Origin of the sequence: Gluconobacter oxydans (assembly GCF_006539685.1) — a bacterium.
Classification (GTDB): Bacteria; Pseudomonadota; Alphaproteobacteria; order Acetobacterales; family Acetobacteraceae; genus Gluconobacter; species Gluconobacter oxydans.
The window spans coordinates 42236-67040 of record NZ_BJNM01000006.1 but is presented as its reverse complement, the minus strand read 5'-3'; the positions used below and the strand labels follow the sequence as shown (position 1 = coordinate 67040).

At 55.5% G+C, this 24805-nt stretch carries 34 protein-coding genes and 1 tRNA gene; 7 read left to right on the top strand and 28 right to left on the bottom strand.

Features of this window, described 5'->3' with window-relative positions; translation table 11 throughout:
* Positions 1–60 precede the first annotated feature (60 nt).
* Together tldD and GOX01_RS04235 are read left to right on the top strand one after the other, a co-directional pair.
* Positions 61–1524, top strand: a complete 1464-nt coding sequence (gene tldD / locus GOX01_RS04240) for a metalloprotease TldD (RefSeq protein ID WP_011252665.1) — start codon at positions 61–63, stop codon at positions 1522–1524.
* 42 nt (positions 1525–1566) lie between these two features.
* Positions 1567–1776, top strand: coding sequence for a hypothetical protein (locus tag GOX01_RS04235; protein ID WP_024717169.1), 210 nt, complete (start codon positions 1567–1569; stop codon positions 1774–1776).
* Between the two features lie 7 nt (positions 1777–1783).
* Here the strand turns inward: GOX01_RS04235 and GOX01_RS04230 are convergent, their stop codons facing one another.
* Positions 1784–2089 (bottom strand): YggT family protein, encoded by a 306-nt coding sequence (locus GOX01_RS04230; protein ID WP_011252666.1) that lies wholly within the window; start codon positions 2087–2089, stop codon positions 1784–1786.
* Positions 2090–2231: 142 nt separating this feature from the next.
* On the opposite strand from GOX01_RS04230, the gene GOX01_RS04225 reads away from it, so the two are divergent.
* Positions 2232–2307, top strand: a tRNA-Ala gene (locus GOX01_RS04225).
* Positions 2308–2488: 181 nt separating this feature from the next.
* Here GOX01_RS04225 and GOX01_RS04220 read toward each other — a convergent pair.
* The 7 genes from GOX01_RS04220 to GOX01_RS04190 form a co-directional block, all read right to left on the bottom strand.
* Positions 2489–3079: an HK97-gp10 family putative phage morphogenesis protein gene (locus tag GOX01_RS04220; protein ID WP_062269483.1), complete on the bottom strand. Its 591-nt coding sequence runs from the start codon at positions 3077–3079 to the stop codon at positions 2489–2491.
* Positions 3080–3083: 4 nt separating this feature from the next.
* Positions 3084–3449 (bottom strand): hypothetical protein, encoded by a 366-nt coding sequence (locus GOX01_RS04215; protein WP_131973793.1) that lies wholly within the window; start codon positions 3447–3449, stop codon positions 3084–3086.
* A gap of 326 nt (positions 3450–3775) precedes the next feature.
* The gene (locus tag GOX01_RS04210; RefSeq protein WP_062269487.1) at positions 3776–4486 is read right to left on the bottom strand and encodes a hypothetical protein; all 711 of its coding nucleotides are present in this window, start codon (positions 4484–4486) and stop codon (positions 3776–3778) included.
* 10 nt (positions 4487–4496) lie between these two features.
* Positions 4497–4817 carry a hypothetical protein gene (locus GOX01_RS04205; RefSeq protein ID WP_062269490.1) on the bottom strand — a complete coding sequence of 107 codons (321 nt, stop codon included), beginning with the start codon at positions 4815–4817 and terminating at the stop codon, positions 4497–4499.
* Positions 4814–6244 (bottom strand): hypothetical protein, encoded by a 1431-nt coding sequence (locus tag GOX01_RS04200; protein ID WP_062269493.1) that lies wholly within the window; start codon positions 6242–6244, stop codon positions 4814–4816. Before GOX01_RS04200 ends, GOX01_RS04205 begins: the two co-directional genes overlap by 4 nt.
* Positions 6241–6426, bottom strand: a complete 186-nt coding sequence (locus GOX01_RS13110) for a hypothetical protein (protein ID WP_228119171.1) — start codon at positions 6424–6426, stop codon at positions 6241–6243. Before GOX01_RS13110 ends, GOX01_RS04200 begins: the two co-directional genes overlap by 4 nt.
* 320 nt (positions 6427–6746) lie before the next feature.
* Positions 6747–7313 carry a recombinase family protein gene (locus GOX01_RS04190; protein ID WP_062269497.1) on the bottom strand — a complete coding sequence of 189 codons (567 nt, stop codon included), beginning with the start codon at positions 7311–7313 and terminating at the stop codon, positions 6747–6749.
* Positions 7314–7542: 229 nt separating this feature from the next.
* Here GOX01_RS04190 and GOX01_RS04185 point away from each other — a divergent pair, with 229 nt between their 5' ends.
* Positions 7543–7773, top strand: coding sequence for a hypothetical protein (locus GOX01_RS04185; protein WP_131973794.1), 231 nt, complete (start codon positions 7543–7545; stop codon positions 7771–7773).
* A 576-nt stretch (positions 7774–8349) separates the two neighbouring features.
* Here the strand turns inward: GOX01_RS04185 and GOX01_RS04180 are convergent.
* The 10 genes from GOX01_RS04180 to GOX01_RS04135 form a co-directional block, all read right to left on the bottom strand.
* Positions 8350–9591 (bottom strand): AAA family ATPase, encoded by a 1242-nt coding sequence (locus GOX01_RS04180; RefSeq protein WP_062269499.1) that lies wholly within the window; start codon positions 9589–9591, stop codon positions 8350–8352.
* Entirely contained in the window at positions 9588–10394 is an 807-nt protein-coding gene (locus tag GOX01_RS04175; protein WP_062269502.1) for a bifunctional DNA primase/polymerase, read from the bottom strand. Before GOX01_RS04175 ends, GOX01_RS04180 begins: the two co-directional genes overlap by 4 nt.
* On the bottom strand, positions 10391–10621 hold the full coding sequence (locus GOX01_RS04170) for a hypothetical protein (protein ID WP_062269504.1): 231 nt from the start codon (positions 10619–10621) through the stop codon (positions 10391–10393). The genes GOX01_RS04175 and GOX01_RS04170 overlap by 4 nt, the downstream gene beginning before the upstream one ends.
* A complete protein-coding gene (locus GOX01_RS04165) occupies positions 10621–11049 on the bottom strand; it encodes a hypothetical protein (protein WP_062269506.1) in 429 nt (142 codons plus the stop codon). The genes GOX01_RS04170 and GOX01_RS04165 overlap by 1 nt, the downstream gene beginning before the upstream one ends.
* Entirely contained in the window at positions 11046–11279 is a 234-nt protein-coding gene (locus GOX01_RS04160; RefSeq protein WP_062269508.1) for a hypothetical protein, read from the bottom strand. Before GOX01_RS04160 ends, GOX01_RS04165 begins: the two co-directional genes overlap by 4 nt.
* Positions 11280–11401: 122 nt before the next feature.
* Entirely contained in the window at positions 11402–11611 is a 210-nt protein-coding gene (locus GOX01_RS04155) for a helix-turn-helix domain-containing protein (protein ID WP_062269510.1), read from the bottom strand.
* Positions 11612–11694: 83 nt separating this feature from the next.
* The gene (locus GOX01_RS04150; protein ID WP_131973795.1) at positions 11695–12264 is read right to left on the bottom strand and encodes a hypothetical protein; all 570 of its coding nucleotides are present in this window, start codon (positions 12262–12264) and stop codon (positions 11695–11697) included.
* Between the two features lie 67 nt (positions 12265–12331).
* The gene (locus GOX01_RS04145; RefSeq protein ID WP_170212319.1) at positions 12332–12700 is read right to left on the bottom strand and encodes a hypothetical protein; all 369 of its coding nucleotides are present in this window, start codon (positions 12698–12700) and stop codon (positions 12332–12334) included.
* Positions 12666–12977 carry a hypothetical protein gene (locus GOX01_RS04140; protein WP_131973797.1) on the bottom strand — a complete coding sequence of 104 codons (312 nt, stop codon included), beginning with the start codon at positions 12975–12977 and terminating at the stop codon, positions 12666–12668. The genes GOX01_RS04145 and GOX01_RS04140 overlap by 35 nt, the downstream gene beginning before the upstream one ends.
* A gap of 183 nt (positions 12978–13160) precedes the next feature.
* Entirely contained in the window at positions 13161–13346 is a 186-nt protein-coding gene (locus tag GOX01_RS04135; protein WP_062269514.1) for a hypothetical protein, read from the bottom strand.
* A gap of 110 nt (positions 13347–13456) precedes the next feature.
* Here GOX01_RS04135 and GOX01_RS04130 point away from each other — a divergent pair, with 110 nt between their 5' ends.
* On the top strand, positions 13457–13714 hold the full coding sequence (locus GOX01_RS04130; protein ID WP_081107060.1) for a helix-turn-helix domain-containing protein: 258 nt from the start codon (positions 13457–13459) through the stop codon (positions 13712–13714).
* Positions 13711–14940 carry an STAS-like domain-containing protein gene (locus tag GOX01_RS04125; protein WP_081107061.1) on the top strand — a complete coding sequence of 410 codons (1230 nt, stop codon included), beginning with the start codon at positions 13711–13713 and terminating at the stop codon, positions 14938–14940. Before GOX01_RS04130 ends, GOX01_RS04125 begins: the two co-directional genes overlap by 4 nt.
* A gap of 151 nt (positions 14941–15091) precedes the next feature.
* Here the strand turns inward: GOX01_RS04125 and GOX01_RS04120 are convergent, their stop codons facing one another.
* The 3 genes from GOX01_RS04120 to GOX01_RS04110 form a co-directional block, all read right to left on the bottom strand.
* Positions 15092–15292 (bottom strand): helix-turn-helix domain-containing protein, encoded by a 201-nt coding sequence (locus GOX01_RS04120; protein ID WP_062018527.1) that lies wholly within the window; start codon positions 15290–15292, stop codon positions 15092–15094.
* A gap of 91 nt (positions 15293–15383) precedes the next feature.
* Positions 15384–16595, bottom strand: a complete 1212-nt coding sequence (locus GOX01_RS04115) for a tyrosine-type recombinase/integrase (RefSeq protein ID WP_062269516.1) — start codon at positions 16593–16595, stop codon at positions 15384–15386.
* Between the two features lie 347 nt (positions 16596–16942).
* Positions 16943–18856: a glycosyltransferase family 2 protein gene (locus GOX01_RS04110; protein ID WP_231139126.1), complete on the bottom strand. Its 1914-nt coding sequence runs from the start codon at positions 18854–18856 to the stop codon at positions 16943–16945.
* A 27-nt stretch (positions 18857–18883) separates the two neighbouring features.
* Here GOX01_RS04110 and GOX01_RS13105 point away from each other — a divergent pair, with 27 nt between their 5' ends.
* Positions 18884–19300, top strand: coding sequence for a hypothetical protein (locus GOX01_RS13105; protein WP_231139127.1), 417 nt, complete (start codon positions 18884–18886; stop codon positions 19298–19300).
* A 451-nt stretch (positions 19301–19751) separates the two neighbouring features.
* On the opposite strand, the gene GOX01_RS04105 is transcribed toward GOX01_RS13105, so the two are convergent.
* The 7 genes from GOX01_RS04105 to GOX01_RS04075 form a co-directional block, all read right to left on the bottom strand.
* On the bottom strand, positions 19752–21404 hold the full coding sequence (locus GOX01_RS04105) for an ArnT family glycosyltransferase (RefSeq protein ID WP_011252668.1): 1653 nt from the start codon (positions 21402–21404) through the stop codon (positions 19752–19754).
* Positions 21405–21477: 73 nt separating this feature from the next.
* Positions 21478–22245: a glycosyltransferase family 2 protein gene (locus GOX01_RS04100; protein WP_011252669.1), complete on the bottom strand. Its 768-nt coding sequence runs from the start codon at positions 22243–22245 to the stop codon at positions 21478–21480.
* Between the two features lie 4 nt (positions 22246–22249).
* Entirely contained in the window at positions 22250–22750 is a 501-nt protein-coding gene (locus GOX01_RS04095) for a F0F1 ATP synthase subunit B family protein (RefSeq protein WP_011252670.1), read from the bottom strand.
* 10 nt (positions 22751–22760) lie between these two features.
* Positions 22761–23321, bottom strand: a complete 561-nt coding sequence (locus GOX01_RS04090; RefSeq protein WP_011252671.1) for a F0F1 ATP synthase subunit B family protein — start codon at positions 23319–23321, stop codon at positions 22761–22763.
* An 8-nt stretch (positions 23322–23329) separates the two neighbouring features.
* Positions 23330–23557: an ATP synthase subunit C family protein gene (locus GOX01_RS04085; RefSeq protein ID WP_024717170.1), complete on the bottom strand. Its 228-nt coding sequence runs from the start codon at positions 23555–23557 to the stop codon at positions 23330–23332.
* 82 nt (positions 23558–23639) lie between these two features.
* Positions 23640–24389 (bottom strand): F0F1 ATP synthase subunit A, encoded by a 750-nt coding sequence (locus GOX01_RS04080; protein ID WP_011252673.1) that lies wholly within the window; start codon positions 24387–24389, stop codon positions 23640–23642.
* Positions 24367–24735 carry an AtpZ/AtpI family protein gene (locus GOX01_RS04075; protein WP_024717171.1) on the bottom strand — a complete coding sequence of 123 codons (369 nt, stop codon included), beginning with the start codon at positions 24733–24735 and terminating at the stop codon, positions 24367–24369. Before GOX01_RS04075 ends, GOX01_RS04080 begins: the two co-directional genes overlap by 23 nt.
* Positions 24736–24805: the final 70 nt, after the last annotated feature.

Below are 24805 nucleotides of genomic sequence, written 5' to 3'. Positions count from 1 at the left end.
TCCGCTCTGTGTTCAATCTGTCTGCCGGAAAAGCCGGTCTGTTCTGTCTGGAGATTTCTCATGTCTGTTGCTGCTGATGCTCTGGGCGCTCTTGCGACGACCGATGCCCTGTTTTTCGGGCGGCCTGATTCAAAGCTGACCCGTGACGATGCCCGGGCGCTCGTCAATCAGGGGCTTGATGGCGTGGATGACGGCGAACTGTTCCTGGAATACCGGGAGAACGAAAGCATCAGCCTGGATGACGGGACGATCCGTTCGGCGAGCTTCAATACGTCTTCGGGGTTCGGGCTGCGGGCTGTTCTGGGGACGGAGACGGCTTTTGCGCATGCGGACGATATCAGCCGGGATGCTCTGGAGCGGGCTGTCAGTACGGTGGGTGCCGTGCGGCAGGGACGCAGCGGCATCATGGCGCCGGGACCGCAGGCGACGAACCGGCGGCTTTATGGCGACTCCCGCCCGCTTGAAGGAACGGATTTTGCAGCACGTGCGGCGGTTCTGAGCGAGATCGATGCCTATGCGCGGGGTCTGGATTCCCGGGTGGTGCAGGTCAGTGCCGTACTGAGTTCCGAATGGCAGGCCGTGCAGATCATGCGGCGCGCGGACTCCGGCGGCGATGTGGCGGACCTGCGGCCGCTGGTGCGCATGAACGTGTCTGTCGTCGTGGAAAAGGACGGTCAGCGTGAGAGCGGAAGCTGTGGTCTGGGAGGGCGCTATGAACTGGACCGGCTGCTGGCGCCGGAAACGTGGCGCGATGCCGTCGACAAGGCCCTGAAACAGGCTCTGATCACGCTGGAAGCCGCACCGGCGCCCGCAGGGGAAATGGATGTGGTGCTTGGTCCGGGATGGCCGGGCATTTTGCTGCATGAGGCTGTCGGGCACGGGCTGGAAGGCGATTTCAACCGCAAGGGGACCTCGTCCTTCTCGGGGATGATCGGCAAGCGTGTGGCGTCTCCAGGCGTGACTGTGGTCGATGATGGAACGCTTCCGGAGCGTCGTGGCTCGCTGAGTGTTGATGATGAAGGAACGCCGACGTCCCGGACCGTTCTGATCGAGGACGGAATTCTGACCGGATACCTTCAGGACCGGCTGAATGCCCGTCTGATGGGCACGAAATCCACCGGGAACGGACGCCGGGAATCCTATGCACATGCTCCGATGCCGCGCATGACCAATACGCTCATGCTGGAAGGAAGCGCGACCACCGATGAGATGATCCGCTCGATGAAGCGCGGGCTTTATGCCGTGAACTTCGGCGGCGGCCAGGTGGATATCACGTCGGGCAAGTTCGTGTTTGCGGCTTCGGAAGCCTATCTGGTCGAGGACGGGAAAATCATCCGTCCGGTCAAGGGGGCTACGCTGATCGGCAATGGGGCGGACGCGATGAACCAGATTTCCATGATCGGATCCGATGTGGCGCTGGATCCTGGCATCGGAACCTGCGGCAAGGCCGGTCAGGGCGTGCCGGTAGGCGTCGGGCAGCCGACCCTGAAGATTTCGGGTCTGACGGTGGGTGGTACGGCCTGATCCGGGAACGCCGGGCCGTTCGAGAGACGAAAGCTATTCGTGATGGGTCATAATTACGCCAAACCCCTGACGGCTGAAGCCCGAATGGAGCGGGTTTTCTCCCGTCTACCTTCGGATTGGGCTGTGAAAATGGAGCGTCAGCCGGGAACGGGATGGTCGGTCTGGATGCAGCGCCCGGATGGGACGCTGCATCAGGAGACGCGGGATACGCTGCTCGAAGCGCTGGAAGATGTGTGGCGCGCCCTGAGATAGGCCGTTTTCAAAAGCTGTTATGCGTCGCGAGCATGAAGAAGATCCTGTTGACGGCCGGGTAGACCAGAAACTGGATCAGCAGCAGGACGACCATTGGCGCAAAATCCATGCCGCCCGTATTGGGAAGGATGTTGCGGATCGGAGCCATGACAGGTTCGACGATCCGGGCCAGCGTGTTGAAAATGGAATAGAAAAACCGGTTGCGGATATCCAGGATCCCGAAACCCAGCAGCATCGACAGGATGCAGTACGCCAGCAGAATCCACACAAAAGCCTGGATCAGCATCAGGATAATGGCATGCAGGGCAACCATATAAAACCTCGTCGAATGTCGGGAAGGGCAGCCGAAAGGCTGGTTGAGGAACGCTTGTAGCCATAGCGATAGCACAGAACAACGTCTTGCGTGCAGGGCTGCTTGACAGCCTGCGAGAAGAAGAGAACTATTGCTCTGCCGTGGGGCTGTAGCTCAGATGGAAGAGCGCCTCGTTCGCAATGAGGAGGTCAGGGGTTCGATTCCCCTCAGCTCCACCATGGTGGCCTTATTTTCCTTGATAATAGCCATTTCTTGAAAAAATACCTCTTCTGACCCACGTTAAAACCCATGTTTAATGCTGGGTTTTCGGGGGACGCCCGGGGATGTCGGGGGACGGAGTTTTCAGAAGCATTCTAATCCCCAGAGACTGACTAGAAGCCCTGCCGAACACAGCCTCAATTAGTCCTTCCTCCCTGTTGTGACTTCGTAACCCACTGAATTCAGCAAGTGTCCTGTATCGATCAGGGGCTTGGATGCTGTCGTCATGTTCACCGTAGAGAGTTTTCCGCTCTTTTTTGTGGATCTAAGGCGATTTTCCATTGTGGATTCGGCAAGGGGCGGAGACTGAAGCGTTCTGATCTGTTCCTGAAGCTGGGCTACAATTTGCTCTGCAGCCATCGCCAGAGCCTTTTCTGGATCACCACGGGTCTGCTTGAGGCATGCGGCAACAAGTGCACCCCATGCGGCCTGATTTTTCGCGATGGTCTGACGCATGAAGGGCCGGGGAGGAATACGATCCGTTCCGAATTCATTGAAGGCGGCTACCGCAGCAACTGGTGTACCGTCCGGGTAAGGATTTCCAGCAGAGCTACCATTGCTGTGGGGATATGTGGCGCCTTCAAAAAAACCAACGTTCAGGTGAGGAAGCTCTTTGGTTTTGGCCAAGACACGGTTCAGTAACTGCTCCATGAGACCTGCGGATGCGGCTTTTGCTGCGCCTTCCAGTTTTTTCTGAAGGCGATCCAGGCCCCGGATGAATGATTTCGCCATGAGCTTAGCTCCTGCGCCGTGGAGTTGCCCCGTGAAGGGGAGAGTCTTCCTCAACAGGCTGGAGCGAGGCGGGAGCCCGATCCATGCCAAGGGACTGAGCGTTTTTCTGTTGGCAGACATTGCGGAACATTGCTCTGGCAGCATCAAAGGGCGCTTCATCCACAGCGACCCCCATTATTCTCAGGCCAGCGCAATAAAGCCCGGCCGGCGTGCCGTAGTTCAGAACGTCACGCCCAAGGAGCGGTCGTAGCTCTTCGACAGCACGCCGGTAATCGCGCATTCCAAGGCAGGCACGGATTGCTGCATCCTGGGCAATGGCTTGATCGCCCAGAACGATCTCTTTAGCCCGCTCATATTCGTCGGGGGTCAAATCATCTTCCAGAAGCCCCAGGAGCGCGGTCGTACGGAGAGCCAGTTCAGGGGAATCTTTCCCTTCGGATCCTCTCATAGATACACAGGTTTCAATGGCATCCCGGATCTCTGACGCATGTTCTGTGGACATCCGTGGATGCAGAAATTTCTCAAGCGTATCGCGTGTTGCCTGTTTCATTGATCGTCTCTTTATTTATTTGCGGGGAGAGAGGTGCGGCGGAAGATGAAGGGTCTTCCACCGTCTTGCCATCGCGGGGCTGAGCATGAAGGCCCCCATGGCTCGTTGGTGTTTATGACCGCCACTTACCAACTTGGCGGATCGTTTTACTTGGCAGAGAACAGGCTACGCTTTGGCTTCGTGACCTTGGTTTCTATGGGCATGGGCTTTGAGGCATCAGCGCCTGGAAGCAACGTCTGAGCATCACTGGAAAGACCGGAAAAAGCCTTTGTCCAAGATGTAAGAATTTCTTGGTCGGCCGACTGTCTCATGCGAAGCGCCGCCTTGCGATCGCCATCATTTGCAGGATCGAATTTGCGATCAGTATGGTGATAAAAACCAGCATCTGACAGCGTGCCTATAACGGCATAATAGGTAGTCAATTCCTGTTCGTGCTGACGCATTTTTTCGACCAGAGAAGCCCATTCAGGGCTGTCCTGAATGACACGTGCTGCAGCCTGTATGGTTGCGGTTTTGGCAAACCCTAGTGTCGCCTCAGCATCAGGCACACGAGAGCTCAACTCAGTCATTGTCCGCTCTGCTGCTTCCAGTTCATCCCGTGCTGCCGCCAGTGCATAGCGCTGCTCACTGGCCTTGGAGAGCACGGGAGGACGACCTTCCCGGGCTGCGGCAATCAATTCGTCAGGGTCAGTCTCGCGGGCTTTTGCAAGGGCCTCTTCAGCCGCGGTAATAGCGTCCCTGCATTCCCGGCAACGTGTTCGCGCCGTATCCCTAGCAGCCCGGGTGGCTCTCTGCTCCTCACGGGCGGCATGTTCTGCGGCTATGCTGTCAGCAAGGTACTGGCGTGCGTTTTCCATTATCTTTCCCTCAAGCTTTACGATTGGGAGAGGCACCAAACAGCGGACTGTCAGATGCGGCGTCATGGGCCAGGGAGGAGCGTGGGCTCAGACGGCTGGTCTGATGAACCTTTCCTGCCATATCCATCATGGCTTCCAGACCACTTGGCGAGACGCCACGGGCATCAAAGCCGAGCGTCTGCAAGGCGTCGCGGTAAAGTTGGGCTGCACTTGTCGCCTGAAGTGCTGCATCCATCCCAAGAATGGGGGCTACACGCTGACGTGCGGTTTCAATGCGTTGACTGCGGTCTCGCTCTGCACGGATGGCCGCATTTATCTGCCTGTCGATCACAGGGCATAACTCCGATTTCTGTAGGGGGATTGGGATTTGTATCCCGCGAAGCTGGGCATCCGGCGTGCGGAGGCCTGCACGAGCACACCAGCAATCGAGTTCACAAGATCGTCGTGACTGCCTGGAGCATGATCGACAGAGTCTTTGCCGCTACGAGCAGTACGACGCTCAAGGCCACAAAATTGACGTTCGATCTGCTTGAGATCGAGCAGTTCAACTTTGCCTGCGTTCAGCTTAGGCAGCGCTTCGAGATAAAGCCCTGAACGGTCCTTATCGCTGAGGGTATAGTTGATGCCGTGTGCCCGGAACCGTTCGCGAGGGTACTCGCCACCATAGCGGTCCCCCGTGACCGTCTTCAGGCCATAGGACCTGATGGTGTCAGCCAGTTCCTTGGTTGCAGCATCGGGGCTGAAGGGTGGCTTGATTTCACGGACGCAATCAAGGACCGTGATGCCTCCTTCATCATGAGCGATGGCAAGCGTGAAGCTATCGCCTGATCCGCCTGAAGGGTCGCAAAATGCCCGGTAGAGATTGCCTGAAATGAACGGCAGTTCGTACCGGTCGGGCACTGTGCAGGCCTGAATGACTTCAGGGGTAATGAAGGAAGCAATGTCGTTACGGAATTCGCCACCGTATTCGGCAGCAGCACCAGCAGGATCGTCGTCATACGCTTCCTGAACGATCGCAGGATCCAGAGCAGGGTTCATTTCCATGCTTGAGCCACGCCATACTAGGACGCGGGCATCGTTCTGTGCCCAATGCTTCCGGAAAGTCTTGTAGAGGACGCCACGCTTGGCATAAGGCGACGAGGCAAGCAGAAGCATTGCACTCGGGATGGTGCTCAGGCCCGGCCGAATGGCTTTGATGATTTCCTCATCAGGATTGGCGCTTGCTTCGTCTGAACGCCAGAACGCTGTCTCATCTGCAAGAACTGCTGCAAATGTATAGCCGCGGGTGACGCGGAAACTGGCTGTTGCAATTTCAATGATGACCCGGTTCGAGAGCGTGATTGTCTCGTTGGTCTCGTCCTGCACCATATTGGCCAGCATTGGCACGGAGGCCAGTGTACCCGAAATGTAGCGGAAGATGGTGCGGGCCTGCTTGCGGTCAGAGGCGATGACAGCAACGGTCGCCATTTCACCAGGGGCGAGATAGGGCGCGTAATCTCGGAACGTCGCCAGATAGGTCGCAATCAGGCCAAGAATACGACTTTTGCCAGCACGGCGTCCGCATATCAGTGTTGCTTCTTTGAATGGGTCTGTAGGCGCTTCCGTCCGGCCCGTGTGCTGCTGATAAAAGGGAAGATCCTGCTCATCCATGGGAAGTGCAAAGAGTGCCTTGAGGAAAGCTTTCCACGCGGCCCATGTGTCACCCTGGAAATGAGAACCGAACAGATTGTCATCCGTCATCGCGTCGATGATGTTCATGCCACCCGTCCGTTCAGATAGGCATCCAGAGAGGGTGCGCTTGCTGCGGTGCCTTCAATTCCCAATTGGCGCATGGTGCGCGTAAGGGTGTTGGCCCATGCCAGATACTGGCGGGCATCTCGTTCAGCCGGAGCGCCTCCTTCCATCATTTTGCGGTCCATCATGGTGACATGGAGCGTCATCCAAGCCGCGCGTTCGATGAGGGCTTTCTGGGTTGCGGAAGGCTTTCCACCGACGTGTTCAATGAGATCAGAGCGTACTCTTTTGAGCAGGCGAGCTTCCTTGCTCCTTCCGTCGAGTTTCTGGAGGCTACTTGGCCTTGAGTGGGGGGATATACGTTTCATACCCCGTTGATAACGGGGTTATACTTTATCTTTCAATAAATATTTTTAGTATGTGAAGTACATCAAAAGTAAATATGAAACAACTGGGGATTGTGGGGGACCTGTGGGGACGCCGGGGGACGAGTGATTATTTTTTATTACTTTCGACGTTCGTATGCTTATCTGACCTCTTCATTAAGCGCCCGATAGACACCAGAGCGTGCAATTCCGAGCTCCTTGGCAATGGCGGCCGCGGAAAGTCCATCTGCCTTCATCTTGCGGATGGTCTCAGCCTGGGACATGACCGTTCGAGGGCGGCCCTTGTATTTGCCTTCCTGACGCGCCTTGGCGATGCCTTCCCGTTGACGTTCCAACATGAGGTCACGCTCAAATTCTGCTACCGCTGCAAGCATGGTCAGCATTAGCTTTGACGTGGGGCTCGTCGTATCGAGCGTTGTCCCATTCATTGACAGGACAATCAGGCCGCACCCCTTGGTCTTCAGTGCTTCAACGTAGGCCAGCAGGTCAGCCGTTGAGCGCGCCATGCGGTCGGGCTTCGTCACCACCAGCACATCACCGGCGCGGATAAATTCAAGCGCAGCCAGCAGTTCAGGGCGTTTTGCATCCTTGCCACTGATCTTCTCACCAAAGACTTTCTCGCATCCGGCTGCCTTCAAGTCCCGGATCTGGGCTTCCAGTCCTGCATCCTGATCGACTGTCGAAACGCGGGCATATCCAATCTTCATAGCGGGTCTCATGTCCTAAAAATCCCTTAGACCCTAGATTGGTGTTGTCTCAAAAGTCAAATGCAATTTCATAGGACAAGGACTTTCCGTCATTTTGTCCCATCGTTCTCATGTCCCACATGGGCTTGCCTTTTAGGACATTCGAGTTCCCCGAAACGAGGGAGCTCAGTAATTGACGGGTTGCCCCAACTGCATGATCCTCACCACGCTACGTGACAAGGAATGAACGATGAATGGTGATCAAATGGTAATTCAGGCTGTCGTAAGCGCCATTGGTGAGACACTGGAAAAAATACATCCAGGAGCCGCTAAGAGCCTGCATGAAAATCTGGCTAAGGCTGCTCGCCATTTAGAAAATCAGAGTGCCGTGGAAAGTCTGGAAGCTGCAGGAGAGATGAAGGCTCTATGCCGTGCGTTTCATGCGACGGTGATGAAAAAAGAACCTGCAATCTTTGACTGACACTCGATAAAAATCTCTAGAACAGCGCGGCCTGTTGGCACCCAATTTGTCGGAAGTATCCGGGCCAGCAGGTCATCGATTTTCGCAAGGGCATTTCAGACCCCGAAACCGGACCTTTTCTTCTTCGCCTTGAAGATCAATCCAAGCCTTCAAACAAGGCGCCCTGCAGAATTCTCTCTCTTGCATAGCCGTCTCTGTTTCAAGGTGCTTTCCGGGCAACGGCTGGTCCCCCCGTTACTCCCCTTTTCGGTAAAACAAAAAGTCTACCTGGGTAAAACATTATGGGATGTCGCTAATCCGTAACGGGTAAAACATTAAGTGGGCCGTGTAAGACATTTTGGAAATGTCCGGATGAGCCTGTGTAGGACATTACGGCCGATCTGTATGACATTGTGGGAAATCCCGAATGGGTATTTCAGTGCCGTGAGAGGGCGGTGTCTCCCCTTAAGATTCAACTGCCACCGCATGGATCTTGCACGGAACCCGCAAGGGTGAGTGACCCGCATGCATGGGTCATCTCCCCTATAGGGTTCCGACATCCATGCATGCATGGATCTTGCATGGAAGATGCATGGATCATGTGTCTGCGCCTGAGAGCCAATATACGTTACCGGGCGAGCCGTCAGGAGCACGTAGGCCTTGTGCTTTGACCCGGTTATCTCCCCGTTTGAATGTTGCTGCTACGAACCCGGCACACATCAGTTCGTCCAGAACCTTCCGTTGCCCTTCAGCAGTGCTGACACCGCTCTCACTTAGAAGGCGTTTCACAGACCGGGCATCCTTTGAAAGCTTCGGGCTCCACGGACCGGTCGGGCTGCCTTTCGCTATGCCAGCCTTGATAGCGTCCATCTGCTCCATGGAGATCATGTCATGCGGCGGGGACCAGGGCACCATGACCGGCACCATGTCACCGTTGTCCAATTCGCGTGACTCCCGCTCGAACCATTCAGCAGTCCCGATCGGAGCGGCATTGATCTTGGCGCCATCAACGCGGGAGAAGAACCGCCGATGGTCAGCCTTGGTCCCAAAGTTACTGGCTTCCTCTTCGGTCATAACGGTGACTGTCAGCACGATACGGGCAGCACCGATGACGGACGATGCGCCGCGTGCCACGTCAGGGTCGCCAGCCGTTGCTGAAGAGCCTTTACGAGTGTGATGGAGCAGGACAACCGCCATTTCATAGCGAATTGCCAGACTGCGAAAATAGGCCATGACAGAGCGGACGGCCGTATTGTCGTTTTCCTCGGCCTCATGAAGCTCAACTAGCGGATCCAGAATGAGGACGTCCGGGCGCATGCTGGCAAGCTGCTGAAGCATCTGGTGCATGGCTTCGGTGGGAACGAGGGTGTGTGTATTGGGATCGATGGTTAGCAGGGTTCCGATACCATCCGTGCCGATCCGGATGACGTTCTGGCGGAGGTCTGCAGATGTACGGCCCATGTACCGCAGGACACCTGAAAAACGACGGCGCTGCTCGTCGCGGTCATCCTCGACATTGTAGGTCATGACCTTGCGGGGCGGTGTCTGCATACGCCCATAGCGCAGGCCCAGTCCGAGAGCTGCTGCCCATCCAACCATCAGGCTCGATTTACCTGCTGCAGGCGCCCCGACTATTACGGTAACAGCGCCGCGCAGAAGATAGCCAGGAGCAACCCACGGACGTTTGGGGATGCAGCTTTCCTGCCAATCGTCAGTATCGAATGTCAGGAGCGCCTTGCTCCCTGCCGGACCAAGTGCCTCACGCTCCTTTGCCTGATGCTGTGCAGTGACGGCTTTGTCTGTCGCGTCGGAAACAATCTGGTCCAGGGCGGTGCTCACATGACACCTCTCGATTTAAGCGCCGACGCAATGGTCTTCTGGATTTCCTGAGGCGTGAGACCCGCTTCCAGTCCGGCGGCTGCCATGGCTTCCGCAATCTGGCTGACAGTCAGGTATCCCTCGGGCACAAAACGGGCGAGGGAAAAGGTCTCTGCGTTCAGGCGGTCATTTCGGCCACCTTGTCCGGTTGCTGCAACAGCCCGGACGGCAGCACGCAGGGCACCAACCGCATATCGGTCCGCGTCCTTCAGGCCGTTCTCGATCTTTGATAGATCGGCTTTCGGGGGTGGTGCCGGTGTCAGAGCCTCGATCAGCCAGGCAGGCCATAGCTGGGGGCGGACCCGTTCAATGATTTCCAAGCCTGTTGCGGGCCACCAGATGATGTATCCACCATCTGCCCGGACATCGACGCCGCGTGCGAGTTTGCTGGCACTGTTCCGCAGACCTTCGCGATGCTGGAAAAGGAGATGCACGCCACCCGAGCGCGTGCGCTGCATCCGGTGGCCGGAAAGCTGGGTGCAGTGCTCGCCATACCATTCGTCGGCCGTCGCGTGCTGCAGGTCGAGATCCAGCACGTCAAAGCCGGAAATGATACCGGTCGGAACGCCGATGAGCGGTCCTGGGCACTGACGCCACAGGGCAAGAGCGTCCTCCTCGCCTCGTACAGCGTCTTTGAACCCGTTGCGGCATGCGGGTGCCTTGTCTTCGCGACATGGGAAGACTGGAAGGCTTCGAACAAGTGCAGCCGCTTTGCGGGCTGTCTCCTCATGAAGAGGGGGTTCCACTTTGAGGGACGCGCTCATGCCTTGCTTCCTTCCGATGCGAGGCGGCGGAGAAACGCTGCGATCTCGCGGGCGGCATGAGACTTGGCAGTATGGATCACGGAATGATCCATCTTTTCCATCGTCATTTCTTCCCCTGCACGACAAATCCGAAGAATTTCATCATGGGAAATCATCGCGTTTTCACTGCAGAACTGGTCGCAGATCTCAGCAGCGTGGAGCAGGCCGGGAATGAAAGAGGCGTCCATTATAGGTCATCCTCCCGATCCAGGTGCTGACGTCCCATCATGATGATGTTCTTCAGCTTCTCTTCTGGGCTCAGGCCTTGCTGCATTTTGCAGGCTGCTTCGGCAGCGGTGATGCACCAGTCGTCCTCAAAGCCCTCGTCAACGAGGCCATATTGCTGAAAAGCACCCATGGCCCCCTGAGCGACAAAATGCGGGGCAATCAATACGTCACCGGCATCAGTCGCGACTGTTCGAACGCTGTCCTGCCATTGACCGGATTTGGTCATGTTCAAAAAGACCGTTCGCAGGTCGTCCGGCAACGCGGCTGCTGCTGTCAGATCCGCACAGGCATGCCAAGGCAGGGCAACTACGCCATTCGGGGCACGGAAAAAGCGCACTGCGCATCCGCGGACCTGGCCGATGTAGAAGGGATTATGACGGTCTCTCATCGGATGCCTCCCTGCGGAAGAGCAGAGAGCAGTTCCCAGTTTCCCCACTCCTCCTGAGAGATTTCACGCCGGAAAAGCTGGCCATCATCGGAAAGGGCAAACACTACTTCCGTGGGGCGTCCCAGTGCGTCTTTTCCAGGCATTGCGTTGATTTGTGCAATAATGCGCGGACAAGACTTTCCCGTTGCCATCCGCGGGCTTTCGCCGCGGGGCTCAATCTTCGTATTCATCAGGTTTTCAGCCTTTCTTGGCTTGCCTGACGATCAGAACTCCGGTTATGGTCCCTGCTTATCGCTCCCCAGCGTTTCACAGGTTTCCAAAACCGCTCTGACCTCAGGGCGGTTTTGTGAGTTTAAGCGGATTGCTTTCCGAGGCGTGGTACCTTTGCGAGGTAGCGCTCTACGGAAGCCGTTACGATCAAGGTTGTCCGTCCGATTTTCAGAGCTTCAATCTCGCCAAGCTCAAGCATCCGGTATTGCGTCGAACGGCTTAACCCGAACCATGCGGCCACGTCTTTAACGGGGGCGTATGGTGGGAAAATTCTTGTATCTGTTTGGCTCATATCGTCTCCTGAAGTACCGGGGTGTCCCCTGGTGTTTCACCAATAGGGAAGCTCTATTCTCCTCGCCATGACGTTGATTCGAGCTAATTGCCGTCATCCTCTGGGGAGGAGATGGAGCGTTTCTTTCGAGATCTTCTGGTTGGAGGAACAGGTTTGCCAGCTAAAGCGAGACGACCGTACTGAAGCCGACGTTTTCGTTGCCTTTCGCTAACGGGCTTGCCAACTTTCATTTGCTCTAAAAGCCATAAGTCCTGGGGTACGGTCAGCCCTAAAGCGCGGTTTCTATCCGATATATTGGCCTCCCAAGCTTCCTCTCTAATTGTTTGTAGTCTTGTAAAAGCGGTTTCGCCTTGTCCTTTCCCGAGTTCAAGTGCTGACAGTAAGTTGTTGGCGGCAAAGTCAGGTGGCATGTTCGTCAGAGCATCGATTTCCGATGAAACACGTAAAAGATAGGCTGCTATTTCAGGGGGAATGGAAATGGATTTCGAGATCGTTAAAGGATGAATTCCATTAGTGTTTTCTTCCGCATTTTCTCGAAGAAGAAATGCTAGGGCAGCCCACAGAAAAAGCGGATTTTTGCTCTCTTCAAACATACGTATCCCGTTCAGGACCGTGGCGATTAGGGCCTTTTTTCCTAGTTTCTGCACCGCCATCGACCTTTTCTGTTTTTTCAAGCATCAAGAGACGATCACATGCTTGCTAGATCGTCTCTAGACCGCCTTATCGGCGTTTTGGTTGAACGAGAGCGATCACGTCCTGAGCAAACTGCCGTATGTTGGCTTCACTCTCATAGTCATACGGACTGTCAGCAATAGCTCGCGCCTTTGCCAGTAAATCGGCACGACTTTGTACAGGCAAGGAAAGCATCTTTTGACGTCCATAAGCCCATTGTTGGATGGCAATATCTGTCTTTCGGTCAAGGTCCGGATCTGCATCAAATGGTATGTGGGACAATCGTCTGATCTTGGCGTTGGCAGCCAAGGTCGCACGGGCAGCATTTTGTAAAGCGTTCATGATTGCCTCTTTCTCAGGAGAAGCACAGGACTGGCATTCATCATGCCACTCTTCGGTATGTGATGGTGCGTCCAACGCCATGCTCCGTCGCGACGGGCTCTCCGAACACTGGCTCAACTCGAGGAGTAGATATGTTGGTTCCCGTGACCAAGTAGGGCGTGAACGGCTCAGGCTGTTCCCACGTTTGAAGACCTTCGCCGTCGCAATCAGGTTCATTGTCGTAATCAGCTTCTTCGTCGCCGTTGGGCTCTAAGTCTTCGTTAGGGGCGTCAAGAACATCCAGATAATCGATTAAAGCCTGCGCTAATGCTTCAATGGCGGCTCGGGATGGGGCAGGGGAATGCGATTTCATGTCCATCTTCCTTTCACAACCACGAAAATGCGCCTTTTAGGGCGGGGGTCTTCGAGGTGGTGTTTGCGCCGAAGCGGCGGCCTAGCTCTGCAAAATGGTTCACCAGATCTCCTTCTCCGCGTGCCATCTCAACTTTGGCTTGGCGTTCTGCTTCCGTAGGGGGGACGATGGGGGCATGTTTGCTCATCGCACAGTCTCCACCTGAAGGGCGGCGTGGTGAGCCATGACGGGATCAGGCTTCATCATTCCGAAGAAAACGAGGGCCAGCATGAGGGAGATGCCGAGGCCAGAGACCATTTCAGAAACCAGGCGCAGATTGAGCGCCCCTGCCACGCGAGTAGCGGGCATGGTATAGGCGTGCTTAGCCATTGCCGAACTATCCTTCGGTATGTGGTTAGGTCGGACAGGAAGGCTCCTACCCCTTCTGTTCGACCGCTTTATCTCTTGCGAGATGTCATCATAGGTGACACTCTCCTTTTATGAATGCAAGAGAAAATGTCATCAATGATGCTATTTACCCGGCCCAGGTGAGAGCAGGACGCGCATTGATTGGCTGGACACAAGATAAATTGGCGTCTGAAAGCGGGCTTCCAAAGCGGACCATTGCTCGCATTGAAGGAGGAGAAAGCTCTCCCCGATCTTCCACAATCACCGCCATCCGAACTGCCCTGGAAGCTGCTGGCGTAGAATTTGTGCCTGAGAATGGCAGTGGGGCAGGAGTTAGGTTGAGAAAATGACAGAAAATAGTTTAAAAATAAAAGAAATAATACACATATCAGATCTAAGAGATATTCAATATAATATAAATATGCTTATAGATTTCAGAGGTTATGAATCTATAATATTAGATTTTTCTGAAACAAAAAAAGCATTTGCTGAATGCATGGTTCCAATGTGTTCTTTCATTTTATTAAAAAGAAACGAGAGGATAAGATTTAAATTAATACTTCCTAAATTCGATAGACTAAGAAGGCTATTTCTTAATTGTGGATTGGCTCACATAATTGATCCTCGTAGATTTAGAGAGTATCCAGAGCCAAGTCCATATAATATACCGGCAACAATATTTAGTGAATACAAAAAACAACAAGAATTAGTTAATGATTGTGTAAATAGAATACTTAAAAGATCTCCAAAATTAAATAGAAAGAACATGCAAGCTTTAGAATGGTCCGTAAACGAAATATGTGACAATGTTTTGAATCATTCGGAATCCCCCATTGGAGGATTGTTTCAGATGAATTTCAGGAATTTTGTAAAAGAGGTCGAGTTCATCGTTGCGGATGCAGGAATCGGCATACCGAACTCATTAAGGTCCATTTCAAATAAACGGTGGACTGATGAGTATGCTTTAGAGCAGAGTATCAGGCAAGGTATCACACGTGACCCTGAATTTGGCCAAGGCAACGGTCTGTATGGCACATTTCAAATGGCGGTCTTAAGTGGGGGAACCTTTCATATAAACTCAGGTAACGCTCACTTGGTAACAACTCGCAAACGTGAAGTACAGGTACGGCACGATGCAAGACAATTCACGGGGTCTTTGGTCGTCTGTGCTTTGAAGTTTTCTAGTGAGGATTTGTTGGCTAAAGCTCTTGCGTTCAAAGGTAGTGGATATCAGATGGTAGATTTTATTGAGCTGGCGCATGAGCAAGATAATGGCTCCATTTTATTTAAAATGGGATCGGAAACTGCTTCCTTCGGAAGTAGAAGCTCTGGATTTGAAATAAGAAGAAAAATAAATAATCTTATAATATCAAGTGGTGGTGCGAGTGTTGTTTGCGATATGTCGGGGGTAGATATGATGTCGAGTAGTTTTGCGGATGAAGTATTTGGAAAGATGGCTAGAGAATTTGGGATAGGTATTTTTAAGGATCGGATAAATATAAAAAATCTATCGGATACTAATAATATGCTCATAACAAAAGCTATCTCTCAACGTTTGGCTGAGAGAAGAGTATAAATATATTTTATTTTGGTTTATGTATCAAGTAATGATAGTTTTTAGAATGATTTATTCTGTGATCAATGGCATTAAAATGCCATTGTGAAATTCCATTAGAAAATTTAGCATTTTTTATGTGTTTTAATTTTGAAGTGGCTAATATCATCTTTTACGCCACTTCTCCAAGGCGTGGTAACCGAGCAAAGTAAGCCTCTACAGAGCGCGTCACGATTCTCGTAGAGCGGCCCACCTTCACGGCCTGAATGTCTCCCTGGCTGAGCATCCGGTAAATCCCTGAGCGGCTGATGTTGAACCGCTGGGTGATGAGAGGGATGCTCGCGAATTCAGGAAAATCATTCAGGGTGTGCATGGTTTGTTCTCCATAGATACCCCGCGGAGAGCGGCGGCTATGGGATTAGTCTGGTGGATCAAGATTTCGAAAAGCAAGAATCTTGAACGAATTATTTTCCGGGTTTGTTCTCGATTGTGTGCAGCCATTGGCTCATCAGAGCACGCCGTTTTTCAAAAAGGTCGCCGCGTCGGTAGGCTGCCTCTACCTTGTCACCAATAGCATGTGCCAGTGCCATCTCCGCGACTTCCCTAGGAAAATCTGTCTCTTCAGCCGCCCAATCTCTGAAGGTAGAGCGCAGGCCATGGACGGTGACGTCTTTTGTCCCAGCCGCTGTATGAAGGGCTTTGGATAGGGCCACGTCTGTCAGGGGTTTGCCTCGGCGTTGCCCTGGAAAGATGAAGTTGCCTTGGCGAGAATTGCGGAGCGGAAGGACTGACTGCAAAATTTCCCGCGCACCATCACTTAACGGGACACGATGTTCCCGCTTGGCTTTCATGCGTTCGGCTGGAACTGTCCAGATCTTCTGCTCAAGATCAATCTCATCCCACGTGGCAAAGCGGACTTCACCCGATCGAGCAGCAGTCAGGCACAGGAACCGGACGGCCTGGGCAGCAAGGCCGCTTGATGCTGCGAGGGCTGCCATGACTCGGGCGATGTCTTTCCAATCCACTGCGGGATGGTGTTCAATCTTGGCGACCTTTGAAGGAGCGGGAAGAATATTGGAGAGGTGTCCTCTCCATCTTGCCGGATTCTCACTCTCTCGCCAGCCATGGGTCTTGGCATAGTCCAGGATCCGTTCAATCCGTCCACGGACCCGGCCTGCTGTCTCTGTCTTCTCAGTCCATATGGGGCGTAAGATGTTTAGGACGTCATCTGTATCGACCGCAGATACCAACTTCTTTCCGAAAGTGGGGAAAACGTGGATCTCGAGAGAACTGGTCCAGACGGGTGCCGATCTCTGATCTTTCCAGGCAGGGGTCTGTTCCTGAATGTACCGACGAGCGACGTCCTCAAAGGTCAGTCCGGATTTCCGTTTGCGGGCGGCCTTCTCAGCCTTACGTTCTTCAATCGGATCCAGGCCATCAGCAATCAGGTGTCTGGCTTCTGTTGCCAGACGGCGAGCATCCGCTAAGCCCACGTCGCGGACGGGGCCTAGGCCCATCTCACGAGATCTCCCGGTGATCGGGCTTTTGAAGCGGACTGACCATGCTCGGACGTTGCCTTTGATGGTCAGCCATAGATTGCCCCCGTCTCCGTAGACCCCGTCTTTGAGAGAAGCGACGGTTCGGGCGGTCAGGCGGTTCGAAGCGATTCTGGGCATGCTTCATTCTATCCCAGAAAATCCGACCTATGATAGAAAACCCACGTTCCGACCCATGTTAAAAATTGGCATCGTGGGAGACTTCGGGGGACGTCCTGAGATGATTGGAAAAATTATCCCCATGAAAACACTATCTTAAAGATGGAACCAGAGACGCCCAGACACATAGGTTTGGTGGACCTCAGCTCCACCACGGCAGTTCCCATTTTCAGAAACGCGTGAGGCGGGCAGAAAAGCCCCGTAGGCTGACTGGTCGTGTCTATCGCGGCAGGCGGCAGAAGGCGACTGCAGATGACCGCTCTGTTTAGGCGGTCATCTGCATGTCTGATGAACCAAGGGTACTCGGGTTAATCGGCCTTACTGGTTCGGCTTGAAGTCGTTGATTTTTTCTGTCGGGTTTTGGGCGTTGTGGTCTTGGCCGTACGTTTTTCAGGCGTTTTTTTCGGCGCCATCGTGAATGTCGGGATGGGCCAGAGAGGACGCATTTTCTTTCTGGTTGATGCCAGGGGGGGATAACGCGTTTCATCCACTCCCGGAATCGTAAGGTCAAAAAAGACCTGACGGTCGAGTGTGAAGTGCGGGTTGTAGAACGGGTCCGTACGGAGCGTGTTGCCCCATTTTTCAATCATGAACTGCGTTTCGTGGAAGAAGCGGCGTTCCGTTGACGGACGGTCGTCGCTGCCTCGGCTGAGGCTTTCATGATGCTCGGCGCAGAAGTCAGGCGTCCATACGACCTTGTAACCTGCATCCCGGACCTTGAGGCAGAGGTCGATATCGTTGAAGGCAACTTTCAGATGCTCTTCGTCGAAACCGCCGACCAGTTCGAAGGCCGGGCGACGGATCAGCATCCCGGCGGCTGTGACGGCCGAAATTTCCTGAGGGAAATAGGCGCGACCTGCATAGCCGCCTTCGTCGCGCGGAATGCCGACATGGGCATGGCCGGCAACGTCCCCGATTCCGAGAAGCACGCCAGCATGCTGGACTGTCTGGTTCGGATAAACGAATTTACCGCCAACAATGGCTACGAGCGGATCTGCAAGGGCTTCATTGACCAGGATTTCAAGCCAGTTTTCCTGCTCGACAAAAACATCATTATTCAGGAACAGCAGAAAGTCGGAGGTTTCGTCTTTTGCTGCCAGATTGTTGATGCGGGAATAATTAAACGGTTCCTTGATGGTCAGGATTTCGACATTGGGAATTTTGTCGACTGCTTGGGCGAAAGCCTCGGCTTCCTTTGTGATGGACCAGTTGTTGACCAGAATGACCTTGTAATTGGGATATCGGGTATATTTCTGGATGGCGTCCAGGCAACGCGCCGTTGTCGCGATCTCATCTTTGTAAGGGATGATGATCGTAACCGACGGCGACTGATTGAAGTCCCAGTTGACGGTATAGAGGGTCATTCCCAGCTGGGAGTCTACTGTGGCTGGCAGATTACGACGGACAAGGTGGTCACTGACGGCCTTGATGCCAGCGTCGATGGCATAGCGCTTGTTGCCGATGTCAGAAGCCGTTGAATTGGCAGTAATACGCCAGTGATACAGGATTTCCGGAACGTGGTGGATCTTTTCTGCCGGAATATGTTCGGAGGCGCGGAGAAGGAAATCATGGTCCTGCGCGCCATCATATTCCTTGTTCAGCCCACCGATATTCTGCAAGGCGGACTGGCGGATCATCACGAAGTGACAGACATAGTTCACACCAAGAAGAAGTCTGTAATTCCAGTCAGTCTTGAAAGCAGGTTCCCTGTAGTACCCGCTGGCGTCAATCTTGTCCTCATCTGAATAGATGAGATCGGCGTGGCTTCTTGTGGCCTCTCTCAGCATGTATTCGACGGCTACATCTGCAAGCAGGTCGTCGTGGTCGAAGAAAGCGATCCACTCCCCCTTGGCTGCTGCCAGGCCTGCGTTGGTGGCGATGCTGATGCCGCCATTCTTTTCCTGGAAGATCGGTTTGATGCGGGCGTCAGTTTTGGCAAAATTTTCTATGACCGCGCGTAGTTCAGGATTTTTGCTGCAGTCATCGACAAGAATAAGTTCCCAGTTCTGCCATGTCTGGGACAGGACGCTTTGAATGGCTGCCGTAAAGTCCGTGAGATCGGGGTTCCATACCGGGCAGACGACGCTGACCAGTGGGTTTCCGTCGATAGCGGACTCATCACGCGTACGGTCGACATATTTGCGCAGGACCGGGAAATAGGCTGTCGCCCAGGAATGATAGTCAGCGATCGTGAATCCTGGCTGGGGCAGGATTTCCCGCACCTGACGGCGTAAACGTGTCAGTTCCACATGCAGGGCGTCGATCTGGTCGATCACGTCGATGATCAGGGATTCATGTGCGTCGGTGACGAAGCTGGTCAGGCAAGGGCTGTTCGTGACCTCGATCATGTCGGGCAGAACGTAGAAGCGGAATTCCTGCTGATAGGGTTTGCGATAAAGTTCGGGAGGGGAGAACTGAAAACCGCAGTAGGGATCGCAGGAGAGAGCTTTTCCTACATCGCCCCGATACCGGTTGGCTTCAAGCTGGCCAATTTTCTGGCCATTACAGGTCACGAGGATCTGCTGGTTGCCTTTCCAGCCTTCAATGTCATTGCCGCAGACAACCCAGCCGCTCAGGACGCCCTGTTTCAGGCCATCGACGAAAGAGCGGGTTTCCACGGGGAGTTTGCCGGAGAAGGAGATGTATTCCAGCTTTTGATTTTGTGAATAGATCTCGATCTGCTTGAGACGGTTTTTGAAGGTTATACTGTGTTTTTTTCCATCAAGCAGGTGGGGGGGAATCGCGATGTGGAAACCGGTATTTTTGGATTGGATTCCTGCGGCGTGGACATCTTCCCGAAGATCAGAGCACTGGAACTGGAGGAATTCCTGACCGTCTGCCAGAGCATGCAGGAAGACAGGCTGCGAAGGATTCTCAGTGTCTGTGGCCCAGCCCCGTATGCCGTTAACGGAAAATTCATCAACTTGGCATACTATCATCAATTCTCTCCCAGTGAATTATCAATGCTTTAGTTCGGATATAATGTTCAAAGCATAGGACAAAAATTGATTTATTCAAATATTTTCTGCTGACGATTTCGAGTCATAAAATATCGGGAAAGAAGCAGGGAGAATTTCGGTTTTGTGGCCTCCATGAAACGCAGAAGGCTCTCCGGGCTTATCGTGGGGCAAAGAGCCCAAGATCAAGATGATGGCCATTTGAATAATTGAGGCCTTCAAGACGACCGTATTCCACCACATCCAGACCGTAACCAAGAAGTTCATGTGTAAAAACGGCTTCGTCCCGGCGATCGATCAGCGCCAGGCTGCACTGGGGATGGTCGTGTAGATATGCGGCTGCGGCTGCGGGGCCGATGAGCTGCGTATTGGGACCGACGAGAAAGACTAGGCTCGGCTCGGAATAGGATGACGATATCAAAACACTGTCATTGCAGGGGCGGACGTCTTCGAAGAGATCCGCAATCCGGGGGCTGAGACGGATGGTCTGGAGATTGGGAATCACGCTCAGGAACAGGCCGGCATGAGCAATGACGGCTGCGCCCATGGCGCAGAAGGCTGCCTGTCGCCGCTGCTGCTTCAGGAGCATCATGATGGCGCCGAGCATCAGGGGCAGGGATCCTCCCAGCGCGATCAGGGCGGAGAGTGAGAATGTGTGCTCAAGTTTGTACAGAGCGATGCTGCCGGCGAGGCAGAAGGCGATGCCGATGACCGCCCACAGAACGCCATAGACCCCGAGAAGAGCCTTTGCCCATCGTGAAAGTGTGGGAGGGCGCCATGCCATGAGGCTTGTGGCAGTAAGGATGGCAATCGCCGGATAGGTTGGCAGGACGTAATGCGGGAGTTTGGTGGCGATCAGTTCGAACACCAGCCAGTGCGGGACGATCCAGCTGAGGAGGAAGCGGACCTGCGGGAGTTTGCGGTTTTTCCAGACTGCCGGAATTGCCATGGCGGCAAACAGCGAGCCAGGCCAGAAGGCCAGTCCGAAAACCAGCAGATGGAAGCCGGGAGGAAGGCCGTGGGCTTCCTGACCATGGGCCACTTTACCCAGGAAGTTGCGCCCGACCGCGCGAGCGAAGAAATCTCCGCCGCTGATGACCTCGATGGCGACGCACCAGGGAACGACCACGGCAATCATGAGCAGCCAGCCCCAGCGCGGGCGCAGGCGGGACCACCATGAGCGGTCTTTTTCCAGAAACCACAGGGCCAGGGGTGTGCCGAAGCCTGGAATGAGGACGACCGGCCCTTTGAGCATGAGCCCGACGCCGAGGGCGAGCCAGTAGGCGACTGCGACCCGCAGATGAGTGGGGCGGTTCTTCTGCCGATCGGTGAGAGCACAGAGAAGGGCGGCTTCGATGCACAGGATGTCCAGCAGCAGGACCGTGTCGATGGTCGCCATGTGGCTTTCGGCGACGAACAGGGTTGAGACCATCAGCAGCCCTGCCGCCATCAGGCCCGTTGCGCCACCGAAAAGCGTTGCGCCGATCCACGCTGTCAGCGGGACGATGATGGTTGCGGCGAGGAGGCTCGGAATCCGGTAGGGCCAGGTCTTGCGCAGGACGGACGGGCCAAAGATCTTTTCGGTGGCGGCAGTCGAGGCTGCTTCCAGCCAGTAGATGCCGGCGGGCTGGAGATAGCGTGGTTTGTCCTGGAAGCGGACGTCGATGAAGTTGTGGGAAAGAAGCATCTGTTCGGATGCTTCCATGTAGCGGGGCTCGTCCCGATCAAGCGGCGGGAGCGTCATACGGCCGGGGAGCGCGAGCAGAAAGGCCAGCAGCCCGAGAAGAGCATAATGCCGGAGGTTCAGGGTCATGGGGACTCTCCGCGCCGTTCTGTCAGGCCGGGCATGCGGCAGGATCCCGGAAGGTCCGGATCCGGTGACGGCTTCAGTGTTCGGTCAGATGATCGGGCAGGTGCGTGCGGTTCTGAAGCCACATGACGCCCAGAAGGTCACGGATTCCCACGAGGGCCCGGTTGAAATTCGTATATTTCGAGCTGCCGTGCAGTCGGGCCCGGTGCTGGACTTCGATGCAGATCAGCGGTGCGCCGTAATGCCCCAGAAGGGCAGGCAGAAAGCGGTGGACGCCTTCAAATTGCGGGATCTTCAGGAAGAGATCGCGGGAGAACAGCTTGAGCGGTGCGCCGGTATCGGGGCAGCCGTCGTTCAGAAGGCGGCGACGCAGGCCGTTGGCAAGGCGTGTGGCGATCCGGCGGGACAGGCGGTCATTGCGCTTGCGCCGGACGCCGACAACGAGAGGAGCTGTGCCGGGAGCCGATGTCGCCTGGTCCAGCATTTTCAGGATAGCGGACGGATCATCCTGACCATCGCCATCAATGGTGGCGATCCACTGGCCCTTCGCGGCTGTAATGCCGGTGCGGAGTGCGGCGGATTTTCCGAGACGCTTTGGATGACTGATGATGCGCAGGCGGGGCAGGAGCGTCTGCCGGGCTTCCAGAAGCTTTTTGACGGTCGCGTCGGTGCTGCCGTCGTCGATCGCAAGGATTTCTACGGAAGGATCGGCGCCGAAGGTGTCCGCCAGTTCCTGACAGACCGGCAGAATGTTTTCCGCCTCGTTCAGAACGGCCATGACGACGGAGAGCCTTGTGGGCTGTCCGTCGTCATGGGAGGAACCTTGCACCGTGGAGGTGGGCATCGGATCAGGCAGCGGAGCGCCGAAGGGCTTCCGGCAGGCTGTCGATGCCCTTGTCGATCAGGGTTGCAGCGATGTCGGGGCTCTCCGTCAGACGGGTCGACACGACGTCGCGGGCTGCGGCAACGGCGATCTGGGCAGCGCGATCCTGGATCTCACGGATGGCCGAACGTTCGGCTGCGTGAATGCGATCCTGCGCCATCTTTTCGTAACGGGCTGCGGCGGCTTCGGCATCCTTGCGGGCGCGTTCTGCCAGACCGGCGGCCTCGGCTTCGGAGCGTGCAAGCATGGCCTGTGTTTCGGCCAGGGTCTTCTCACGCTCGCGGTTGGCATCTTCCAGCATCTGCTCGGCTTCGCGACGCAGGCGGGCTGCCTCGTCGAGGTCGTGGCGGACGCTGTCGGCGCGCGCATCCAGATGGCCGGTGATGGCGACCCAGAGCTTGCGCCCGAAAATGACGAAGAACAGGACGAAGGCGAGGGCGGTCCAGAACCGGGGATCGTGGAACATCTTCGTCTCCTTAGGCGCTGACGCGTTTGACGGCGCTGGCGACAGTCTGTTCGTCCTGCGTGCCGATCAGACGCGAAACCAGATCCTGGGTGGTGCTGGTGGCGATCTCGGACAGGCTGGACAGGGCCTGTTCACGGGACTGGGTGATTCGGGTCTCGGCGCTGGCGATCTCGGCTTCGAGGCGCTTGGCCGTTTCCGCAGCGTGAGCTTCCGCGTTGGCGCGGGCTTCGCTCTGGATCCGCTCCACATGGGCGCGGGCCTGCTCGGCTGCTTCATGACGGGCGCTGAGGAGTTCCGCGCTGGCGCGGTCAGCTTCAGCCTTGGCCTTGCGGGCAACATCCAGATCGTTCTGGATCCGGGTCCGACGGTTGGTCAGCACCCGTTCGACACGCGGCAGTGCGAAGCGGCTCAGGGCGAGATAGAAGCCGCCAAAGATGACGGCTCCCCAGACGACCTGTCCGATCAGCAGCGGATCGTGGAAGTTCAGCTGTGGCATGCCCGCAGCCACGGCACGGCCCGGCACGGCCGCAAGCGGAGCGGCGAACAGGAAGAGGCGTGGCGTACGGTACATGTTCGACCTCAGGCGAACAGGATCAGGAAGGCGATCAGCAGGGCGAACAGCGCGACGGCTTCCGTCAGCGCGAAGCCCAGCATGCCGATGCCGAAGACATGCGGACGCGAGGCCGGGTTGCGTGCAACCGAGCTGATCAGCGTCGAGAAGATGTTGCCGAGACCCATGCCGACACCGGCGAGGGCGAAAACGGCAATACCGGCACCGAGGTCACGGGCGGCCTGGGCGATGCTGATGCCGAATTCGTGAGCGGCTTGAACGTCCATTGTCAGGTTCCTTGTTGGGTCGATTAAAGGGTTAGTGCGAAGCTGGTGTGGCTCAGTGAGCGACGGCCTCACGCAGATAGATACAGGTGAGGATGGCGAACACATAGGCCTGCAGCACACCCACCAGCAGTTCGAGGGCCGTCAGCGCGATGTTGATCGCGATCGGGGCGATGGCCAGGACATGGCCGAATGCGCCCAGACCGGCGAGCATGATCGTGAAGCCGGCAAACACTTCCAGAAGCACGTGACCCGCCACCATGTTGGCGAAAAGTCGGATCGACAGGCTGACCGGACGCGAAAGGAAAGAGATGATCTCGATCGGCACTAGCAGCGGAGCAAGCCAGACAGGCGTTCCAGCGGGCAGGAAGTGCTTGAGGAAGCCGACACCCTGAAAACGGATGGAGGCAAGGATCGAGATGATGAACACCATGATGGCCAGGCCGAAAGTCACGGCGATATGGCTGGTGTACGTGAAGGAGAAGGGCAGAAGGCCGAGATAGTTGCCGGCCAGGATGAAGAAGAAGATCGCGAAGACGAACGGGAAGAACGTTGCGCCGTTTTCACCGATCGTGCTGACGGCGAGGTCGTGGACGAAATCGTAGCTGATCTCGGCGGCGGCCTGAAGGCGGCCCGGCACGACGGCGGCGGGGCGCATTCCGACATACAGGAAGACCAGAACGACGGCAGCGGCGATCAGCATGAACAGTGGCGACTGCGAGAACCGCAGGGCTTCTCCCAGATGTCCAAGAACCGGATGGAGCTCGAACTGTCCGAGCGCGTCAATCGTCGATCCGGCTGCCACGCTGGCTTCTCCCGTCATCTTTCGGTCCGGACACCATGTCCGAATCCTTCAAAACCCGCCAGACATTCAACATGCCGGCACCACATCCTGCCAGGGCGAAAACGGACAGGAACAGAGCCCTGTACCCGAACCAGTGACCCAGCGCGTAGCCTATGGCTACACCGACCGCGAGCCCGGCCACAAGGTCCGTTCCCACGCGGATCGCCAGTCCAAGGGATGACATGGAACTGTCACCATTGCCCTCGTCGGTTACGGCGAATTCCCCTGAGCGGGGATCGAGCTTCTGACGGGCACGCCTCAGGCGTTCGTCGAAGTTTCCGTCGTCACCGGCAGGGGCGTGTCCCATGAGGTCTGATCCCTTACCCTGTACGCATCCTTCTTACCCGGTCGTTTAACCGGATTCCTTCTCAGCGCAG

Bases quoted from the DNA above. Each gene is read 5' to 3' on its own strand.
- tldD (WP_011252665.1), top strand. From the start codon at position 61: ATGTCTGTTGCTGCTGATGCTCTGGGCGCTCTTGCGACGACCGATGCC.
- GOX01_RS04235 (WP_024717169.1), top strand. From the start codon at position 1,567: ATGGGTCATAATTACGCCAAACCCCTGACGGCTGAAGCCCGAATGGAG.
- GOX01_RS04230 (WP_011252666.1), bottom strand. From the start codon at position 2,089: ATGGTTGCCCTGCATGCCATTATCCTGATGCTGATCCAGGCTTTTGTG.
- GOX01_RS04220 (WP_062269483.1), bottom strand. From the start codon at position 3,079: ATGGCGAAATCATTCATCCGGGGCCTGGATCGCCTTCAGAAAAAACTG.
- GOX01_RS04210 (WP_062269487.1), bottom strand. From the start codon at position 4,486: ATGGAAAACGCACGCCAGTACCTTGCTGACAGCATAGCCGCAGAACAT.
- GOX01_RS04200 (WP_062269493.1), bottom strand. From the start codon at position 6,244: ATGAACATCATCGACGCGATGACGGATGACAATCTGTTCGGTTCTCAT.
- GOX01_RS13110 (WP_228119171.1), bottom strand. From the start codon at position 6,426: ATGACGCTCCATGTCACCATGATGGACCGCAAAATGATGGAAGGAGGC.
- GOX01_RS04190 (WP_062269497.1), bottom strand. From the start codon at position 7,313: ATGAAGATTGGATATGCCCGCGTTTCGACAGTCGATCAGGATGCAGGA.
- GOX01_RS04185 (WP_131973794.1), top strand. From the start codon at position 7,543: ATGAATGGTGATCAAATGGTAATTCAGGCTGTCGTAAGCGCCATTGGT.
- GOX01_RS04175 (WP_062269502.1), bottom strand. From the start codon at position 10,394: ATGAGCGCGTCCCTCAAAGTGGAACCCCCTCTTCATGAGGAGACAGCC.
- GOX01_RS04170 (WP_062269504.1), bottom strand. From the start codon at position 10,621: ATGGACGCCTCTTTCATTCCCGGCCTGCTCCACGCTGCTGAGATCTGC.
- GOX01_RS04165 (WP_062269506.1), bottom strand. From the start codon at position 11,049: ATGAGAGACCGTCATAATCCCTTCTACATCGGCCAGGTCCGCGGATGC.
- GOX01_RS04160 (WP_062269508.1), bottom strand. From the start codon at position 11,279: ATGAATACGAAGATTGAGCCCCGCGGCGAAAGCCCGCGGATGGCAACG.
- GOX01_RS04155 (WP_062269510.1), bottom strand. From the start codon at position 11,611: ATGAGCCAAACAGATACAAGAATTTTCCCACCATACGCCCCCGTTAAA.
- GOX01_RS04150 (WP_131973795.1), bottom strand. From the start codon at position 12,264: ATGGCGGTGCAGAAACTAGGAAAAAAGGCCCTAATCGCCACGGTCCTG.
- GOX01_RS04140 (WP_131973797.1), bottom strand. From the start codon at position 12,977: ATGAAATCGCATTCCCCTGCCCCATCCCGAGCCGCCATTGAAGCATTA.
- GOX01_RS04135 (WP_062269514.1), bottom strand. From the start codon at position 13,346: ATGGCTAAGCACGCCTATACCATGCCCGCTACTCGCGTGGCAGGGGCG.
- GOX01_RS04130 (WP_081107060.1), top strand. From the start codon at position 13,457: ATGAATGCAAGAGAAAATGTCATCAATGATGCTATTTACCCGGCCCAG.
- GOX01_RS04125 (WP_081107061.1), top strand. From the start codon at position 13,711: ATGACAGAAAATAGTTTAAAAATAAAAGAAATAATACACATATCAGAT.
- GOX01_RS04120 (WP_062018527.1), bottom strand. From the start codon at position 15,292: ATGCACACCCTGAATGATTTTCCTGAATTCGCGAGCATCCCTCTCATC.
- GOX01_RS04115 (WP_062269516.1), bottom strand. From the start codon at position 16,595: ATGCCCAGAATCGCTTCGAACCGCCTGACCGCCCGAACCGTCGCTTCT.
- GOX01_RS13105 (WP_231139127.1), top strand. From the start codon at position 18,884: ATGCAGGGCGTCGATCTGGTCGATCACGTCGATGATCAGGGATTCATG.
- GOX01_RS04105 (WP_011252668.1), bottom strand. From the start codon at position 21,404: ATGACCCTGAACCTCCGGCATTATGCTCTTCTCGGGCTGCTGGCCTTT.
- GOX01_RS04100 (WP_011252669.1), bottom strand. From the start codon at position 22,245: ATGCCCACCTCCACGGTGCAAGGTTCCTCCCATGACGACGGACAGCCC.
- GOX01_RS04095 (WP_011252670.1), bottom strand. From the start codon at position 22,750: ATGTTCCACGATCCCCGGTTCTGGACCGCCCTCGCCTTCGTCCTGTTC.
- GOX01_RS04090 (WP_011252671.1), bottom strand. From the start codon at position 23,321: ATGTACCGTACGCCACGCCTCTTCCTGTTCGCCGCTCCGCTTGCGGCC.
- GOX01_RS04075 (WP_024717171.1), bottom strand. From the start codon at position 24,735: ATGGGACACGCCCCTGCCGGTGACGACGGAAACTTCGACGAACGCCTG.